Genomic DNA, 15544 nt, shown 5'->3' with positions numbered 1-15544 from the left:
CCCCCGCCCTCCCCTTGGAGTCCGCCGATGCCGCACCCGCCACGCAGACCCAGCCCGCCGACCGGGCCGCCCCCGCCGTTCTCCCGCCGCCGCGTGCTCCTGGGCACGGGAGCCCTCGCCCTGGGCTCGGCCCTGGGCGCCGCCGGATGCGCCCCCGCCCCCGGTTCGGGACCGACCGCGCAGGTGCGGTTCTGGAGCCTGTTCCAGGGCGGCGACGGCGCCCGGGTGCAGACCATGCTGGACGCGGTGCGCGAACAGGCCCCGCACCTGGACGTCACCCCCAGCACGCTGGCCTGGGGGCCGCCGTACTACACCAAGCTGGCGGTGGCCTCCGTGGGCGGTCGGGCCCCCGAGACGGCCGTGCTGCACCTGTCCCGGCTGCCCGGGTACGCCCCCGGCGGACTGCTCGAACCCTTCGACCTGGACCTGCTGGCCGAGTTCGGGGTCACCGCCGAGGACTTCGTGCCCGACCTGTGGGAGCGCGGCATCCACGACGGCACCACCTACGCCGTCCCGCTGGACACCCACCCGGTGATCGTCTTCTACGACACCGGGGTCGCCGACCGGGCCGGTCTGCTCGACGGGGACGGGAAGCTGACCGGGATGGACTCCCCCGAGGGGTTCCTCGCGGCCTCCCGGGCGCTGGCCGAGGCCGGGGGCGGCAACGGCGTCTCCTACGGGCACGTCAACGACGACTCCCAGGGGTGGCGGCTGTTCTGGATGCTGTACAACCAGACCGGCGCGTCCATGGAACTGCCCGAGGGCGGACCGGCGGTGTTCGACCGCGACGCGGCGCTGCGCGTGTACTCCTTCCTCGCCGAACTACTCGACGGCCGGACGTCGGAGCCGAACCTGGACTACCCCACCGCCCTGGCCGCCTTCGCCTCGGGGCGCTCGGCGATGCTCGTGTGCGGGGAGTGGGAGCTGCCCTACCTGTCGGAACACGTGGAGGACCTGGGTGCGGCCCCCTTCCCCACGGTCTTCGACCAGCCCGGCGGGTACGCCGACTCCCACGCCTTCGTGCTGCCCCGCCAGGGCGACCCCGACCCCGAACGGGTGCGCGCCGCCCACGAGTTCGTGGCGCTCATGGTGCGCAACAGCCTGATCTGGGGCGAGGCGGGCCATATCCCGGCCTACTCGCCGATCGCCCGGTCGCCGGAGTACCTGGCGCTGGACCCGCAGTCGGACTACGCCGCCGCCGGGGAGACCCCGGTGCTCGACCCCGAGGTGTGGTTCGCCGGGGCCGGATCGCGGTTCCACTCCGACGTGAGCGAGGCGCTGCGCACGGCCCTGACCGGCGACGGGCCCGAGGCGGCGGTGGAGCACCTGGGCCGGACCCTGGACTCCTGGGCCGCCCGCACCAACCCGGGAGGCCTGGATTGAGCGTGACCACCCGAGCCCCGGCCCGCCCCCGCCCGGGCGGGGGCCCGACACCGGGCGGCCCCGGCGGAGCGCGGCGGCCGTGGCGGCGCCCGGCGGACTCGCCCCTGGTGTTCCTGCTGCCCTTCCTGCTGGTGTACGCGCTGTTCCTGGCCTGGCCGCTGGTGAGCGGACTGTGGATGAGCTTCACCGACACCGCCCTCAACGGGGCGGGCGGAGCGTTCGTCGGTCTGGAGAACTACGCCGAGGCGCTGGGCGACCCGATGGTGTGGCGGACCCTGGGCAACACCGTCCTGTTCACCCTCATCACCACCGTCCCCCTGGTGGTGGTCGCGCTGGCCATGGCGGTCCTGGTGCACACCGGGCTGCCCGGGCAGTGGTTGTGGCGGTTGTCGTTCTTCCTGCCGTTCCTGCTGCCGGTGGCCACCGTGGCGCTGGTGTGGAAGTTCCTGTACGTGGAGGACTTCGGTCTGCTCAACCACACACTGGGGCTGCTGGGGATGGAGGGCCTGGGCTGGCTGACCGACGAGGGCGTGGCGATGTGGTCGGTGGCGCTGACCACGGTGTGGTGGACGGTCGGGTTCAACTTCCTGCTGTACCTGGCCGCCCTCCAGTCGATCCCCGGCCACCTGTACGAGGCCGCCGCGCTGGACGGCGCGGGGGTGTGGGCCCGGCTGCGCCACATCACCCTCCCCCAGCTGCGGGGCACCACGGTGGTCGTCCTGCTGTTGCAGGTGCTGGCCTCGCTGAAGGTCTTCGACCAGATCTACCTGCTGACCGGAGGCGGCCCGGGCGAGGCGACCCGGTCGCTGCTGCTCCACATCTACGACGTGGGCTTCACCGGCTACCGGTTCGGGTACGGCGCCGCCGTCTCCTACCTGTTCCTGGCGCTCGTCCTCGGAGTGGCCGCCTTCCAGTTGTGGATCAGTGCGAGGAGGAGGGGCTGACATGGCGACGCGGAACACGCGTTCGGCGCGGCGGGCCGAGGCGGCCCTGGACCGCGCCAGGCAACGCGACCTGGTGCTGGGCGGGGGCCGCGGAGCGCGGATCGCCGCCATGTCGGCGCTGGTGGTCCTCGCGGTGCTGTGGCTGGCACCCATGGTGTGGGCCCTGATCACCTCGTTCAAGACCGAGGGGGACGCGGTCTCGCTGCCGCCGACCCTGGTCCCCGGGACCGGGTTCACCCTGGAGCAGTACCGCAACCTGTTCGAGGCCGGGAACGTCCAGATGTGGCTGTTCAACAGCCTGGTCATCGCCGTGCTGGTCACCCTGCTCACGATCGCGGTGGCGGCCCCGGCCGCCTTCGCGATGTCGCGCATGGACTTCCGGGGCCGCGCGGTGCTGACGGCCCTCACGATCGCGGCGATCGTGGTACCGCCGCAGCTGCTCATCGTGCCGCTGTTCCAGCAGATGGTGTCGCTGGGCCTGGTGGACACCTACGCGGCGGTGGTCCTGCCGCAGCTGGTGGCGCCGGTCATCGTGTTCGTGCTCAAGCGGTTCTTCGACGCGGTGCCGCGCGAGCTGGACGAGGCGGCCCGCATGGACGGGGCCTCGTACTGGCGGCTGTTCACGACGGTGATCATGCCGCTGTCGCGGCCCATCCTGGCGGCGGCGTCGATCTTCGTGTTCATCACCGCCTGGAACAACTACCTGTGGCCGTTCATCATCACGACCGACCCGGCCCTGATGACGCTGCCCGTGGGCATCCCCAACATCCTGGACTCCTACGGGACCTTCTACGCCTCGCAGCTGGCGGCGTCGATGGTGGCGGCGGCACCGATGGTGGTGGTGTTCATGCTGTTCCAGCGCCAGATCGTCAACAGCGTCGCCACGACGGGTCTGGGCGGCCAGTGAGCACCGCCGCCCCAGGACCACAACGATGCAAGAAGAAAGAAGAGCGCCACTCCTCCTCGGACGGCCTCTGGCCGCGGGAGCGACCCAGCGGCTCCCCTCCGGCGACCCGGGCGCGGGCAGCACGGCGATCACCGACACCAACCACGGCTACGCGGCGTTCTCCGTGGACGGCGGGCCGCCCGAGGAGCCGGTGAGCCACCACCACCCGTTCCGGGTCGGGGCGCAGCGCGTGTACCTCAGCCCCGAACTCGGGCCCGGCGAGCACACCCTCACCGCCGCGGTCACCGGTGACGGGCCCGCGGGGTCCGGCGACGCCATCGTCACCATCGACCGCGCGGAGGTCTACCCCGCGCCGTGACCGCGGCCGGATCCGCCCGTGGCCCGGCCCCGGGCGGATCCGGCGCGTGCGCCCCGCGTACGGGGACGGGGCCGCCCGCCGTGACCGGCCCCGCGCGGGTTCGGAGTCCGTGCGCGGCGTCAGGGTTTGCGCGCCACGCCGCCGTACTGGTCCATACCGCGCCGGGTGCCGACCTCGACGGGGGCGGGGCGCCACAGGGGGCAGGGGACCACACCCGGCTCCAGGAGTTCCAGGCCCTCGAAGCGGGCGGCCACCTCGTCCGGAGCGCGCAGGAGGTAGGGCACCGCACCCTGTCTGTTGCCCGCCTCGATGGCCTCGTTGTAGGCCTCGTTGGTGTTGGTGCCGTCGTAGCTCGCCAGGTAGCTGCCGGAGGGCAGCGCGTCCACGAGCCGGCGCACGACCGGCAGGACCTCGTCGTCGGGCACGTGGCCCAGGACGCCCATGAGCATGAGCGCGACGGGCTGGTCGAGGTCCAGGGTCCGGGCGGCCCGTTCCAGGATCGTGTCGGGGTCGCGCAGGTCGGCGTCGACGTAGTCGGTGACCCCCTCGGGGGTGCCGACCAGCAGCGCGCGGGCGTGCGCGAGCACGAGGGGGTCGTTGTCCACGTAGACCACGCGGCAGTCCGGGGCGATCGACTGGGCGACCTCGTGGGTGTTGTTGGCGGTGGGCATGCCGGTGCCGATGTCGAGGAACTGTCGGATGCCCGCCTCACCCGCCAGGTGGGTCACCACGCGGACCAGGAACTCCCGGCTGGTGCGGGCCAGGTCCACGATCTCGGGGAAGCCCGCGGCGACCGCGTCGCCCGCCTCGCGGTCGATCGGGTAGTGGTCCTTGCCGCCCATCCAGTAGTTCCAGATCCGGGCCGAGTGGGTCCGGGTGGTGTCGATCCGCGGCGGGCGGTCGGCGGAGGCGGGGGTGGACGGGGACGCATCGTCGGTCATAGGGCTTCCACCTCGATAGACAGGGGTTGACGTCACGAAACGCGGACCCCGGCGCTCACGCGGCCGAAACCCCGCCGCAGCCGGGGAAACTGCTCACCCCGATGCTATCCGCACCGGGTGGGCGGACCCCGAACCGACGTCCGAATCCTCTTCCCGAGGCCGCGTTCCACCACGGGAAGGAAAGACCCCGGAGGCGGGGGTGCGGCGGAACGGCAGGTCGGGGGGCGGCGAGGTGGCCAGGCGCCGGGCACCACAGCGGCCACCGCCCGATCCCTCCGCGTTGTCGGGGACGCGGAGGGGCGGGCGGTGGCCCGGAGGCCGGTGCCGGTGGGGCCGGTCAGCCCCGCGCGGCGGCCGCGGCGTCGGCGGGCTTGACCAGGCGCTTGGTGGAGCGGCGGAACGCCCAGACGACCACCACGGCGACCAGCGCCGTCAGCGGGAAGCCCATCACGGTGTCCGCGATCGCGAGCCAGGCCGTGGAGTCGGCCAGGTAGAGCCACCCCTGCACCGCGAACCGCAGGACGCACATGAGCAGCACCGCGAACGTGGCGACGTGGTGCGCAACCAGCGTGGGCCGGTCCCCGCGCCAGGCGTGGGTGCCGCCGTGCACGGCGTTCCAGACGACGCCGGTCACCGGCCGGTTCATGAGGTTCGTGGCGAGCGCGACCACGCCCACCACCAGGGCGGCCCAGATCCCGATCACGAAGAAGTCGTTGGCCGACCCGGTCCAGGTGACGACGCCTCCGGCGATCACGACGCCGAGCACCCCGCCGTACACGGAGCTGAGGGGCCTGCCGCGCCAGAGCTGCACCACGGCGATCACCACGGCCAGGGCGATCGCGATCCCGATGGCCACCGGCAGCGGGACGAAGGCGATGGCCCCGGCGAAGACCAGGGCCGGGATCGCCGAGAGGACCATTCCCCAGGGGCCGCCCGCAGCGTCCATCGCCGCCCGCTTGACGTTGACGGGCTGCTCGGGCTGGGTGGGCTGGGTGGAGACGGGGTGGGCGGGACGGTACTCGGTCATGGTCGCTCCGTCCGGGGAGGTGGTCGCGTCGGTGCGCTCGGGGGAGCCGAGGAGGTTCCGGGCGGCGGTCGTGTCGCTGCGTGCCATGTCGTTCCTCTCGTTCACGTCCGGTTCCAGGGCCGGGCCGGCTCCGCGCCGCGACCACGGTCATACCGAGCCGCCCCCGTGCGGGGAAGGGGCGACGAGGTCTCCCGCTCCGGGCGTCTGCCGGTGGTGGCCGCTGTGAAGTTCATGCCCCCCATTCCACCGGCTCTCGCACCGACCCGGCAGTGGGACCACGTCACCACTTCGACATGACGTCGCGTTGAGTCGGACCATGACGTGGCGTCACTGGTGGAACGCGAAAAGCGAGGTCACCGACGTGCCGCGGTCTCCCCCGCCGTCGGGGTGACCGCCCCGGCGCTCCCCGGCGGACACCCCGGGCACACCGGAGAGGCCGCGCCGCGGGCCGGTGTCCCGGGCCCGCGGCGCCGGGGAAGCCGGTGCCGGGGTGAGCGGAGCCGGAGCTCACAGCCAGTCGTGCTCACGCGCGTACCGCGCCGCCTCGTGCCGGGTGCGCGTCTGGGTCTTCTGCATCGCGTTGGAGAGGTAGTTGCGCACCGTGCCCTCCGCCAGGTGGAGCTGGGCGGCGATGTCGGCGACCGAGTAGCCCTCACCGGTCGCCCGCAGCACGTCGACCTCGCGGTCGGTGAGCGGGCAGTCGTCGATGACGGCGAGAGCGGAGACGTCCGGGTCGATCCACCGCTTGCCCTGGTGCAGGTTGGCGATGACCGAGGCGATGTGCGCCGGTTCCGCGGACTTGCTGACGAAGCCCTGGACCCTGAGCTTGAGCGCCTTGCGAAGCACGCCGGGCCTGGCGTGGCGGGTGAGCATGAGGATCACCTGGTCCGGCAGCTCACGGCGGATCCGCTCGACGGCGCCGAGCCCGTCCACGTTGGGCATCTCCAGGTCGATGACGAGCACGTCGGGCCGGTGGTCCAGCGTGGCCCGCACGGCCTCCTCCCCGTCCTCGGCCTCCGCGAGCACGGTGATCTCCCCCTCCAGCGGGAGCAGGGCGGCCATCGCCTTGCGCAGGAGGGCCTCGTCGTCGGCGAGTACCACGGTGGTCATCGTGAGTCCTTCCGTGTTGTCGTGGGTCCTGCCGGGGCCGGGTGCGGGAACTCCGCGGCGGTGGTGAACCGGCCCTGGTCGTGGTGGACCGTCAGTTCGCCGCCGCTGTCGGCCACGCGCTCGCGCAGGGCGGCCAGTCCCCGTAGCCGTGCGGGCGGCTCCTGGGAGGCGCCGTCGTTGACGATGCTGATGCCGGTCTCGGTCAGGGTGATGCGCACCCGCGCGGCCTGGGCGTGGCGCAGGATGTTGGTGGTGGTCTCGCGCAGGACCTGGCCCAGCAGCTCGCCCGCGCCCGGGGCCGCCTCGGCCCCGCGGTCCACGCGCACGTCGATGCCGGCGGCCTCGAAGAGGTTCTTGGCGTTCTCCAGCTCCGCGGACAGGTTCAGGCGCCGCTGGGCGTGGGCCAGTTCCCGGGTCTGGGTGATGGTCTCGCCCACCAGGGTCTGGATCTCGCCGAGTTCCTCCTCGGCCCGGTCGGGGTCGGCGCGCACCAGTTTGCGGGCCAGTGCGGTCTTGAGCTTGACCACGTGCAGGGTGTGGCCCTGGATGTCGTGCAGGTCGCTGGCGAAGTGCATCCGCTCCTGGGCCACGGCCAGCTCCGCCTCGCGCTCACGCGCCGCCGCCAACTCCGAGACGAGGCCGGAGAGCAGCTGGTTGAGGGACGTCAGCACGACCCCCACCAGGGCGATGGCCGCGGCGGCGAGGACGTACTGGACCAGGGTGTCGAGGACGTCCTCGTACACGAGCAGCCTCGCCGCGGGCACCGCGGCGGCGAAGCCGACCAGCCCCGCTGTCGCCGCGGTCCGGTGGCCCGGCAGCCGGTGGACGACGAGGGTGGCCACGACGGCGAAGCCGTAGGACGCCGACGCGTTCTCCCAGACCAGCACTCCGAGCAGCCACACGGCCGCGGTGACGGCCAGGCAGGGGAGCGCGACGCGGGAGAAGCGGCCCGCCGCCCACTGCGTGACGGCCGTCAGCGCCGCCACCAGGCTCAGTGCCAGGGTGAGGACGTCCCACACGGAGTCGGAGTCGATCGCCGCCAGGACCACCCCCACGGCGGTGAGCGAGGCCGTGGCCATGCCGAGGTTGTGCGCGTGCAGCTGCCCCTGCGTCGTCTCGGCCCGTTCGGAGGTCGCCTTCGGCGTGTCCATGTGCGGCTCTCCGGGGTCGAGGGCGGGGGTCCGGTCCCAGTATTCCGCCGATCGCGCCGCGCCCACCAGTGACACCGCGTCATGGCCTCGCCCCCACAAACGTCACGGCCGGGTGGTGACGTGGTCCCACTGCCCCGCGGGCGCGGCGAGCGCTGCAATGGACACATGACCTCCACAGCAGTCATCGACGTCGAACGACTCAACCTCAAGTACGGGGACTTCCACGCCGTGAGGGACCTGTCCCTCCAGGTGGGGCGCGGGGAACTCTACGCGCTGCTCGGCACGAACGGCGCGGGCAAGACCTCGACCCTGGAGACCGTCGAGGGCCACCGCACCGCCACCTCGGGCACCGTACGGGTCTTCGGCCAGGACCCGCGCGACCGGCGCGCCGTGCGGCCCCGGGTGGGGATCATGCTCCAGGAGAGCGGGTTCTCCCCGGACCTGACGGTGAAGGAGTCGGTCCGGCTGGTCGGCGGTCTCACCCGGCGCACGGACACGGTCGAACGCGTGCTCGGCATGGTCGGCCTCACCGCCAAGGCCGGGACCAGGGTGTCCCAGCTCTCGGGCGGTGAGAAGCGGCGGCTGGACTTCGCCACCGCCGCGTACGGGTCGCCGGAGCTGATCTTCCTGGACGAGCCCACCACCGGTCTGGACATCCAGTCCCGGGACGGGCTGTGGGAGGCCGTGGACCGGCTGCGCGAGGACGGCTCGACCATCGTGCTGACCACGCACTACCTGGAGGAGGCCCAGCAGCGTGCCGACCGCATCGGACTGATGCACAGGGGTTCCCTCCACCGGGAGGGGACCGTGGCCGAGCTGACGCAGACCCTTCCGGCCACGATCCGCTTCTCGCTTCCCGACACCGCGCCGACGCCGCCCGTCCAGGCCGCGCGCCAGGGCGACGGGGCCTTCCTCGTCGAGACCCTCGGTTTGCAGAAGGACCTGCACACCCTGCTCGGCTGGGCTCAGGACAACGCGGTCGAACTGCGGGGGCTGGAGGCCGGGCCGACCCGGCTCGACGACGTCTTCCGCTCCATCGGCAACGGCTGACGCCGTGGCCGGAAAGGTCCGCCGACCCGCTCCCCTCGCCGTGGTCTTGTACTCACAGCCGATGTCGGCGCTCGAAAGCTCGCTGCGAGCACAGGACCATCGCAGGTCAGAGCCCACGTGTCACACCATCGGCATTTCCGGTCAGCCCATTGGCCTCCCTCGAACCTTCCAGGAAAAGGACCTTCACCATGCTCCCGATCGCTCAGAGCGAGCTGATCCAGATCTTCCGGAACCGGCTGGTCCTGGTCACCATGCTCATCGTTCCGGCGGCCTCCAGCGCGTTCTACATCTACATGCACCAGGCCTTCCCCGCGCTGCGCGAGGCCCTGGACCCGGGCGCCATCGCCTCGGTACTGGTGTTCCTCGTGGTGACCATGGGGCTCTACACCACATCGGTGACCACGCTCGCCTCCCGGAGGCAGAACCTCTTCCTCAAGCGGCTGCGCTCCACGGCGTCGAGCGACGCCAGCATCCTCACCAGCCTGCTGCTCCCGGTCACCGCCGTCACACTGGTCCAGGTGACCGTGATCCTGACCGTGCTGGCCGTGGTCGGCGGCACCCCGGACAACGTGCTCCTGCTGGTGGCGGCCGTCGTCGCGACGATGATCATGATGGCGGGCCTGGGGCTGGCCACGGCCGGGCTGACCAACTCCCCCGACCACGCCCAGGTGACCACGCTGCCCATCATGATCGGCGTCCTGGCCGTCTCCGGCTGGGTGGGGTTCACCGGCACCGAGGAACTGACCCTGCTCAAGCGGCTGCTTCCCGGCGGCTCGGCCTCCGAGCTGGTCGTCAACGCCTGGAGCGGCGGCGTTCCGGTCGCGGACTCCCTGATCCTGCTGGTGCCCACGCTGGCCTGGGTCGTCGTCGCCGTCGCGGCGGCCACCCGGATCTTCCGCTGGGAACCGCGCCGGTGACGGCCCCGGCGCGGGCCGTCCGCACACGCGAACGGGGTACGGACACGACAGCGCCCGTCCGGGCCCGCCGCGGCTCCCGCCGTCGGCGGGCTCCCCGCGAGGCGCCCTGGAGGAGAACGACATGGACCTGACACTGCCGCAGCGGCTCTACCTGCTCAGCTACGACACCGGCAAGAACCGGTTCGATCCCGTCAGCGCCGCCTACCGCGGCCAGCTGCTGTGCGCCGCGGCGCTGGCCGACCTGACCCTCGGCGGGCTGCTGCGCCCCCGCGACGGCAAGGTGTCACGCGCCATCGCCCGAGCGCCCGAGGACCCGTTCCTGGCCCGGGTCCTGTCCGACCTGTCCCCCGACGAGCCGCACCACTGGATCAACCTCCTCTACCCCCAGATGGGCAGGGCCGAGGAGATGGTGCGCGGGGAACTCGTCGCGGGCGGGGCGGTCACGGTCAGGCGCGGCCGCACGCTGGGGATCTTCCCCACCCGCACGGTCACCCCCGTCCGGCCCGAGGAGGTCGGCCGGCTGCGCGAGCGCACGCGCGACGCGGTCCTGGGGGGCCGCGACGCGGCGACGGTGCCCCTCCAGGACGCGGCCCTGGTCGCGATCGCGGCCGAGGGCGACGTGTGGACCGTGTTCGCCCCCAACGAGCGCTGGCGGCACAGGCCCGCGGTCAAAGCGCTCCAGGAACGCTTCGACGCCGCGGCCCCAGGGCTGCGCAACGCGGTCCGCACGGCCGTCATGGCCACCGGCAAGGGCGCCTCCGCCTGATCCCCGCCGCCGCGTGCGCTCCTCAGCGGAGCCGCCGGGCCCGCCCGACCCGGCGCGGCGCACCCTCCCGGATTCCGGGACACGGCCGCGACACGACGGGGACGGCGCCCCGACACGGGCGCGGCACGATCGGCGCCATGACGCACGACCAACCCGCCACGGACCGCCGCCCGACCACCGGGGCAGGACCGCACCTGCCCGCCCTGGACGGGCTGCGGGGCGCCTCGATCCTCGGGGTGCTGCTCTTCCACACCGGCCACCTGACCGGTGGTTTCCTGGGCGTGGACCTGTTCTTCGTCCTGTCCGGCTACCTCATCACCGACCTGCTGCTGCGGGAGGTCGAGGCGACCGGCACGGTGTCCGTGACCGCCTTCTGGGGCAGACGGATCCGTCGTCTGCTGCCCGCGCTGGCGGTGATGCTCACCGCCGTCACCGTGCTGGTCTGGGCGGCGGGTCCGCCCGACCTGGTGCGGACCACGCTCGCGGACGGGCCCTGGGTCCAGCTGAACGTGGTCAACTGGCACCTGCTCGCCGAGTCGGTGGGCTACTGGGAGCGGTTCGGCGGACAGCGGGTGTTCGAGCACCTGTGGAGCATCGCGGTCGAGGAGCAGTTCTACCTGCTGTGGCCGGTGGTGCTGCTGGTCGTCGCCCGGTTCGGGCGCGGCGCGGACCGCGGGGTCGCGGTGGTCGCGGCCCTGGCCTCGGTCGCCTCACTGCTGCTGATGAGCGTGCTCGCGGGCGCGGCGGACCCGACGCGGGCCTACATGGGCACCGACACCCGGATGTCCGCGCTGCTGCTGGGCGCGGTGGTCGCCACCCGCCCGGCACGCGCCTGGCTGGCCCGTGTGACGGGCCGACCCGCGGGCGCGGTCCTGGTGCTGCTCGCGGTCGGCGTCGGTACGGCGTGGTCGCTGGTGGAGGGGGCGGACGCGCCGTGGCTGTTCACCGGCGGCCTGTTCGCGCACTCCCTGGCGGCCGCGCTGCTGATCGGGCTGTGCGCGCGGGAGCCGCGATCGCTGGTCTCACGGGCTCTCTCCTGGCGGCCCCTGCGGTGGCTGGGCCTGGTCTCCTACAGCCTGTACCTGTGGCACTGGCCGGTCATCGTGCTGCTCTCCCCCGGGGTGACGGGCCTGGACGGGTGGTCGTGGACGGCCCTGGTGAGCGCGGTCTCGATCGGCCTGGCCGCGCTGTCGAAGTACCTGGTGGAGGACCCGGTCCGGTTCCGCGCCGCGTGGGTCCGCGGGCGCGGCGGACCGGTGGCGTTCGCGGTGCTCATGGTGGGCCTCGCCGTGTTGTGGCTGGCGCTCCCGGCCCCCGCTCCGCCCCTCGTCGACGTCACCGCTCTGGACTGATCACGTGATCAGCGGGCAGGTCCGCAGCTCCTCCGTCTCCGGAGTGGGCATGGTGAAGCGCACCCGCACCCGTGTGTCCTGCGCGCCGCCGCTCTGCACGTGGGTGCTCAGCGCCGTGCACACGATCTGGTCGACGCCCAGCGGGGTGACGTCCTCGGCGGTCAGCGGCGTCACGAGTTCGATCACTCCCGGTTCGATGATCACCCCCACCCGCTGGACCGAGACCGGCTCGATCTCGGTGTGCATACCCGAACCCCCCGGCCCCGCCAGCAGCAGCGCCAGCGCCTCGGAGATCGAGCCCAGGCCGCCGGTGTCGCGCTGTTGGGGCCGCAGCTCACCGGAGGCGTCGACGAAGTACAGCGTGGCCCCGGGCGCCACGCCCGTGGGCGCCTCTCCCCCGTCGGTGACCCCGGTGGGCTGCACTCCGCATCCCGCGGCCAGGAGCGCCGCGGCGGCCCACCAGACGCGTCTCATGTCTCCTCCGGTTCCCTGGGCAGGCGCAGCACGAACCGCGCGCCGCCGCGGTCGGTGTTGTCGGCGGTGAGGTCGCCGCCGTGCAGACGGGCGTTCTCCAGCGCGATCGCCAGCCCCAGCCCGCTGCCCGGGGTGCGGGTACGGGCGGCGTCGGCCTTGTAGAAACGGTCGAACACGTGCGGCAACACGTGCTCGGGCACCCCCGCCCCGCCGTCGGTGACGGTGATCCGCACCTGTGCGGGGGACGCGCGGACGTGCACGCGCACCGGCGGCGCGCCGTGCCGCAGCGCGTTGCCCACCAGGTTGGCCACGACCACGTCCAGCCTCCGCCGGTCCGCCCGCAGCAGCACGCCGTCCGGTGCCGACAGCTCGACCCGCTCCAGCCAGTCGCGGACGCGCAGGGAGTCCCGCACCGCAGCGGCCGCGTCGACCTCCTCCAGCCTCAGCGGAGCGGTTCCGGCGTCGAAGCGGGACACCTCCATCAGGTCCTCGACGAGCCGGACCAGCCGCTGGGTCTCGGTGATCGCCATCCGCGCGGACTCCCGGGCGTCCGGTTCCATCCCCTCGGTCGTGTCCGCCAGGACCTCCACCACCGCCGTCAGCGTGCTCAACGGGGTGCGCAGCTCGTGGGAGACGTCCGCGGCGAACCGCCGGGCGTCGGCCTGCATCCGCTCCATCTCCGCCATCGACGCCTGTACCGACGCGGCCATCTCGTTGACGGTCACGGTCAGCTCGGCCAGCTCGTCGGCGCCCTGGGGCGGGGAGCGCGCGTCCAGGTCACCTGCGGCCAGCCGGTCGGCGGTGTCGCGCAGTTCGCGCACCGGGCGCAGCACGCTGCCCGCGGCCAACAGCGCCGCCAGCCCGGCCCAGCGCGGCGGCGGTGATCGCGGACCCGGTGAGACCGTCGATCTCCCGTTCCACGTCGGCGAGGTCGCGCACGGTGTACACCTCGATGCCGGAGGGGGTGCGCGTACCGTCGGGCGCGGTGATCATGACGGGGGTGCCGACCAGGAGCCAGGACCCGCCCTCGGCGCTGATCCGCTGGGTGACGAGCCGGTCCCGGGCGCGTACGGCCGAGCGCAGCTCGTCGGTGACCAGGGCGGTGACGGCGCCGTCCGCCGACCGCAGGTCGCCGTAGACCACCAGCGTGTTCGCGCCCACCACCGTACGCAGCCGGTCGAGCGCTCCCTGGTCGGGCGGATAGGTCAGCTCCGGGGCGACAGCACCGATCTGCCCGGCGATGGTCCCGGAGATCTGGCGCTGGTGGGAGGCGACCAGCGCGGTGCTCGCCGACCCCGCGCTCGACCAGACCGCCGCCGCGGCTCCGAGCACGGTGACCAGTGCGAAGGCGACCAGCAGCCGGGAGCGCAGGCCGCGCAGCCACAGCCGCCCGGTCATACCGGCCCGAACCGGTAGCCGAACCCGCGTACGGTCTGCACGTACTCGGGGGCGGCCGGATCGGCCTCGACCTTCGCCCGCAGCCGCTGCACGCAGTTGTCGACCAGCCGGGAGTCTCCGATGTAGCTCTGCTCCCACACCTCCTCCAGCAGCTGCTGGCGGCTGAACACCCGGCCGGGGGCACGCGACAGGGTCAGCAGCAGACGCAGCTCGGTCGGGGTGAGCCCCACCGGCTCGCCGCGCAGCGACACCATCAGCGACGCGGTGTCGATACGCAGGTCACGGTGCGCGCGCACCCCCTGGTGGGTTCCGGCGCCGCGCCGCAGCACCGCGCGGATCCGCGCGTCGAGCACGGTGGGGCGTGCCGGTTTGACCACGTAGTCGTCCGCGCCCGCCTCCAGGCCGCCGACGACGTCGAAGTCGTCGCCGCGCGCGGTGAGCATGATCACGGGCACCTCACCGGCCCCGCGGATACGGCGGCACACCGTGAACCCGTCCACGTCCGGCAACATCAGGTCGAGCACCACCAGGTCGGGGGCCGAGGCGCGGAACGCACGCAGCCCCTCCTCGCCGCCTTCCGCGGTGCGCACGTCGTGGCCGTGCCGGTGCAGCGCGAGTTCGAGCCCGCGCCGGACCAGGGGGTCGTCTTCGATGAGCAGGATCGCCGCCATCGCGCCAGTATGGGCCATGCCGGTCCGCCGCTGCCGCGACCGCGGGCCGTCTGCGACACAACCGCGACACAGCGGCTGCGGGACCGGGAAGCGGCGGCGGCACGATCGGGGCCATGATCACCAGACACCGACCCCTCCTCGTCCTGACCGGCCTGCTGGCCCTGCCGGTCGCCGCCTGCTCCGCCCCCTCAGCCGGCACCGACGCCTCCGAGCGCCCCGACAGGGCCGACGCGTCGGCGGCCCCCGACGCGTCGGCGTCGGAACTGTCCACGGTGCTCCTGCTCGGCGACTCGATCGCCCTGGGCCAGGCACAGCCCCTGGACGCCGCCTTCGAGGCCGGTGGCGTCGACTTCCGGTCGCTGGCCTCCGCGGGTGGCGGGAACGTCGTCGGACCGACCTCCGAGGAGCGGTGGGAGACGCTGCCCGGCCAGATCGCCTCGGCCGAACCCGACGCGGTCATCTACCAGATCACCACCTACGACTGGGGCGGCGAGCGGGAGCAGAGGGACGCCTACGAGCGGCTGCTGACCACGGTGACCGAGGCCGACGCCAGACTGGTCTTCGTCACCATGCCCCCGATCAGGCCCGACGACTTCTACGAGCCGCACATGGAAGAGCTGGACCGGGCGCCCGACGTCGCGCGGGCGGTCGTCGGGGACGCCCCGGAGCACGCCGTCGTGCTCGACGCCGGTGAGGTGTGGGGGGAGACCTACCAGCGCGAGCACGAGGGTGCGGTTGACCGCAGCTCCGACGGCATCCACACCTGCCCGCAGGGGGCCGCCCGCTTCACGAGCTGGCTGCTCGCCGAGCTCACGGCGCTCTACCCCGACTTCTCCCCGCCCGCCGCCGAAGAGTGGGCCAACACCGGCTGGTCCGCGAGCGAGCAGTTCACGGGCTGCTGACACCAGGACCGCCGAGGCGGAGCGGCGGCGCGGTTCCGGTCCCTGTCCGGACGCGCCGCCCCGTCGCGCTCCGGACGTGGGGTAGGGCCGGGGCTCAGGGAGGAAAGGGCTGGTCAGGGCACCGAGCGCTCCCCCGGCCCGGGCGGGGGCCGGGGCGTCGGCCTCCCCCGAAGCGCCGCGGGAGTTCCGGGAG

General features: G+C 73.2%; 17 protein-coding genes. 9 read left to right on the top strand and 8 right to left on the bottom strand.

Translation table 11 applies throughout. The features are described from left to right. The 4 genes from HGB44_RS16535 to HGB44_RS16520 all read left to right on the top strand — a co-directional run. On the top strand, positions 1 to 1383 hold a 1383-nt coding region (locus HGB44_RS16535; RefSeq protein WP_233458773.1), incomplete at its 5' end, for an extracellular solute-binding protein. Continuing rightward, positions 1380 to 2327 carry a carbohydrate ABC transporter permease gene (locus HGB44_RS16530; protein WP_061083364.1) on the top strand — a complete coding sequence of 316 codons (948 nt, stop codon included), beginning with the start codon at positions 1380 to 1382 and terminating at the stop codon, positions 2325 to 2327. The genes HGB44_RS16535 and HGB44_RS16530, both read left to right, overlap by 4 nt. A 1-nt stretch (position 2328) precedes the next feature. Then, positions 2329 to 3234 carry a carbohydrate ABC transporter permease gene (locus HGB44_RS16525; protein WP_061083365.1) on the top strand — a complete coding sequence of 302 codons (906 nt, stop codon included), beginning with the start codon at positions 2329 to 2331 and terminating at the stop codon, positions 3232 to 3234. A gap of 25 nt (positions 3235 to 3259) precedes the next feature. Then, positions 3260 to 3592, top strand: a complete 333-nt coding sequence (locus HGB44_RS16520) for a hypothetical protein (protein ID WP_061083366.1) — start codon at positions 3260 to 3262, stop codon at positions 3590 to 3592. A gap of 119 nt (positions 3593 to 3711) precedes the next feature. On the opposite strand, the gene HGB44_RS16515 is transcribed toward HGB44_RS16520, so the two are convergent. From HGB44_RS16515 to HGB44_RS16500, 4 genes are all read right to left on the bottom strand, one after another. Then, positions 3712 to 4533 carry an SAM-dependent methyltransferase gene (locus HGB44_RS16515; protein WP_061083367.1) on the bottom strand — a complete coding sequence of 274 codons (822 nt, stop codon included), beginning with the start codon at positions 4531 to 4533 and terminating at the stop codon, positions 3712 to 3714. Positions 4534 to 4870: 337 nt separating this feature from the next. Then, the gene (locus tag HGB44_RS16510; protein ID WP_061078684.1) at positions 4871 to 5647 is read right to left on the bottom strand and encodes a DUF3159 domain-containing protein; all 777 of its coding nucleotides are present in this window, start codon (positions 5645 to 5647) and stop codon (positions 4871 to 4873) included. A gap of 420 nt (positions 5648 to 6067) precedes the next feature. Beyond that, positions 6068 to 6670 carry a response regulator transcription factor gene (locus tag HGB44_RS16505; protein WP_061078663.1) on the bottom strand — a complete coding sequence of 201 codons (603 nt, stop codon included), beginning with the start codon at positions 6668 to 6670 and terminating at the stop codon, positions 6068 to 6070. After that, positions 6667 to 7821 carry a sensor histidine kinase gene (locus HGB44_RS16500; protein ID WP_061078662.1) on the bottom strand — a complete coding sequence of 385 codons (1155 nt, stop codon included), beginning with the start codon at positions 7819 to 7821 and terminating at the stop codon, positions 6667 to 6669. The genes HGB44_RS16505 and HGB44_RS16500 overlap by 4 nt, the downstream gene beginning before the upstream one ends. A gap of 165 nt (positions 7822 to 7986) precedes the next feature. Between HGB44_RS16500 and HGB44_RS16495 the strand changes: the two genes are divergently transcribed. The 4 genes from HGB44_RS16495 to HGB44_RS16480 all read left to right on the top strand — a co-directional run bounded on the left by HGB44_RS16495 (position 7987) and on the right by HGB44_RS16480 (position 11906). Further along, a complete protein-coding gene (locus HGB44_RS16495; RefSeq protein WP_061078661.1) occupies positions 7987 to 8871 on the top strand; it encodes an ABC transporter ATP-binding protein in 885 nt (294 codons plus the stop codon). A 188-nt stretch (positions 8872 to 9059) separates the two neighbouring features. Further along, positions 9060 to 9788, top strand: coding sequence for an ABC transporter permease (locus HGB44_RS16490; RefSeq protein ID WP_061078660.1), 729 nt, complete (start codon positions 9060 to 9062; stop codon positions 9786 to 9788). A 121-nt stretch (positions 9789 to 9909) separates the two neighbouring features. After that, positions 9910 to 10554 (top strand): GOLPH3/VPS74 family protein, encoded by a 645-nt coding sequence (locus tag HGB44_RS16485; protein WP_061078659.1) that lies wholly within the window; start codon positions 9910 to 9912, stop codon positions 10552 to 10554. A 137-nt stretch (positions 10555 to 10691) separates the two neighbouring features. Next, on the top strand, positions 10692 to 11906 hold the full coding sequence (locus tag HGB44_RS16480) for an acyltransferase family protein (RefSeq protein WP_061078658.1): 1215 nt from the start codon (positions 10692 to 10694) through the stop codon (positions 11904 to 11906). Here HGB44_RS16480 and HGB44_RS16475 read toward each other — a convergent pair whose 3' ends face one another. The 4 genes from HGB44_RS16475 to HGB44_RS16465 are packed head-to-tail and all read right to left on the bottom strand — an operon-like array spanning position 11907 to position 14449. Then, complete coding sequence (locus tag HGB44_RS16475) at positions 11907 to 12380, bottom strand: hypothetical protein (protein WP_061078657.1); 474 nt, start codon at positions 12378 to 12380, stop codon at positions 11907 to 11909. It abuts the gene before it with no gap. After that, the gene (locus tag HGB44_RS31990) at positions 12377 to 13228 is read right to left on the bottom strand and encodes a sensor histidine kinase (RefSeq protein WP_231972233.1); all 852 of its coding nucleotides are present in this window, start codon (positions 13226 to 13228) and stop codon (positions 12377 to 12379) included. Before HGB44_RS31990 ends, HGB44_RS16475 begins: the two co-directional genes overlap by 4 nt. Continuing rightward, positions 13158 to 13778, bottom strand: a complete 621-nt coding sequence (locus HGB44_RS31985; RefSeq protein WP_231972231.1) for a hypothetical protein — start codon at positions 13776 to 13778, stop codon at positions 13158 to 13160. Before HGB44_RS31985 ends, HGB44_RS31990 begins: the two co-directional genes overlap by 71 nt. Beyond that, a complete protein-coding gene (locus HGB44_RS16465; protein WP_061078656.1) occupies positions 13775 to 14449 on the bottom strand; it encodes a response regulator transcription factor in 675 nt (224 codons plus the stop codon). Before HGB44_RS16465 ends, HGB44_RS31985 begins: the two co-directional genes overlap by 4 nt. A 113-nt stretch (positions 14450 to 14562) precedes the next feature. Here HGB44_RS16465 and HGB44_RS16460 point away from each other — a divergent pair, with 113 nt between their 5' ends. Then, positions 14563 to 15351, top strand: a complete 789-nt coding sequence (locus HGB44_RS16460) for an SGNH/GDSL hydrolase family protein (RefSeq protein WP_210751739.1) — start codon at positions 14563 to 14565, stop codon at positions 15349 to 15351. Positions 15352 to 15544 lie beyond the last annotated feature (193 nt).

The organism is Nocardiopsis alborubida (assembly GCF_012396365.1).
Classification (GTDB): domain Bacteria; phylum Actinomycetota; class Actinomycetes; order Streptosporangiales; family Streptosporangiaceae; genus Nocardiopsis; species Nocardiopsis alborubida.
The sequence above is the reverse complement of the archived record's forward strand: the minus strand, read 5'-3'. Positions and strand labels throughout refer to the sequence as shown.

Bases quoted from the DNA above. Each gene is read 5' to 3' on its own strand.
- HGB44_RS16525 (WP_061083365.1), top strand. From the start codon at position 2,329: ATGGCGACGCGGAACACGCGTTCGGCGCGGCGGGCCGAGGCGGCCCTG.
- HGB44_RS16520 (WP_061083366.1), top strand. From the start codon at position 3,260: ATGCAAGAAGAAAGAAGAGCGCCACTCCTCCTCGGACGGCCTCTGGCC.
- HGB44_RS16515 (WP_061083367.1), bottom strand. From the start codon at position 4,533: ATGACCGACGATGCGTCCCCGTCCACCCCCGCCTCCGCCGACCGCCCG.
- HGB44_RS16510 (WP_061078684.1), bottom strand. From the start codon at position 5,647: ATGGCACGCAGCGACACGACCGCCGCCCGGAACCTCCTCGGCTCCCCC.
- HGB44_RS16505 (WP_061078663.1), bottom strand. From the start codon at position 6,670: ATGACCACCGTGGTACTCGCCGACGACGAGGCCCTCCTGCGCAAGGCG.
- HGB44_RS16500 (WP_061078662.1), bottom strand. From the start codon at position 7,821: ATGGACACGCCGAAGGCGACCTCCGAACGGGCCGAGACGACGCAGGGG.
- HGB44_RS16495 (WP_061078661.1), top strand. From the start codon at position 7,987: ATGACCTCCACAGCAGTCATCGACGTCGAACGACTCAACCTCAAGTAC.
- HGB44_RS16490 (WP_061078660.1), top strand. From the start codon at position 9,060: ATGCTCCCGATCGCTCAGAGCGAGCTGATCCAGATCTTCCGGAACCGG.
- HGB44_RS16485 (WP_061078659.1), top strand. From the start codon at position 9,910: ATGGACCTGACACTGCCGCAGCGGCTCTACCTGCTCAGCTACGACACC.
- HGB44_RS16480 (WP_061078658.1), top strand. From the start codon at position 10,692: ATGACGCACGACCAACCCGCCACGGACCGCCGCCCGACCACCGGGGCA.
- HGB44_RS16475 (WP_061078657.1), bottom strand. From the start codon at position 12,380: ATGAGACGCGTCTGGTGGGCCGCCGCGGCGCTCCTGGCCGCGGGATGC.
- HGB44_RS31985 (WP_231972231.1), bottom strand. From the start codon at position 13,778: ATGACCGGGCGGCTGTGGCTGCGCGGCCTGCGCTCCCGGCTGCTGGTC.
- HGB44_RS16465 (WP_061078656.1), bottom strand. From the start codon at position 14,449: ATGGCGGCGATCCTGCTCATCGAAGACGACCCCCTGGTCCGGCGCGGG.
- HGB44_RS16460 (WP_210751739.1), top strand. From the start codon at position 14,563: ATGATCACCAGACACCGACCCCTCCTCGTCCTGACCGGCCTGCTGGCC.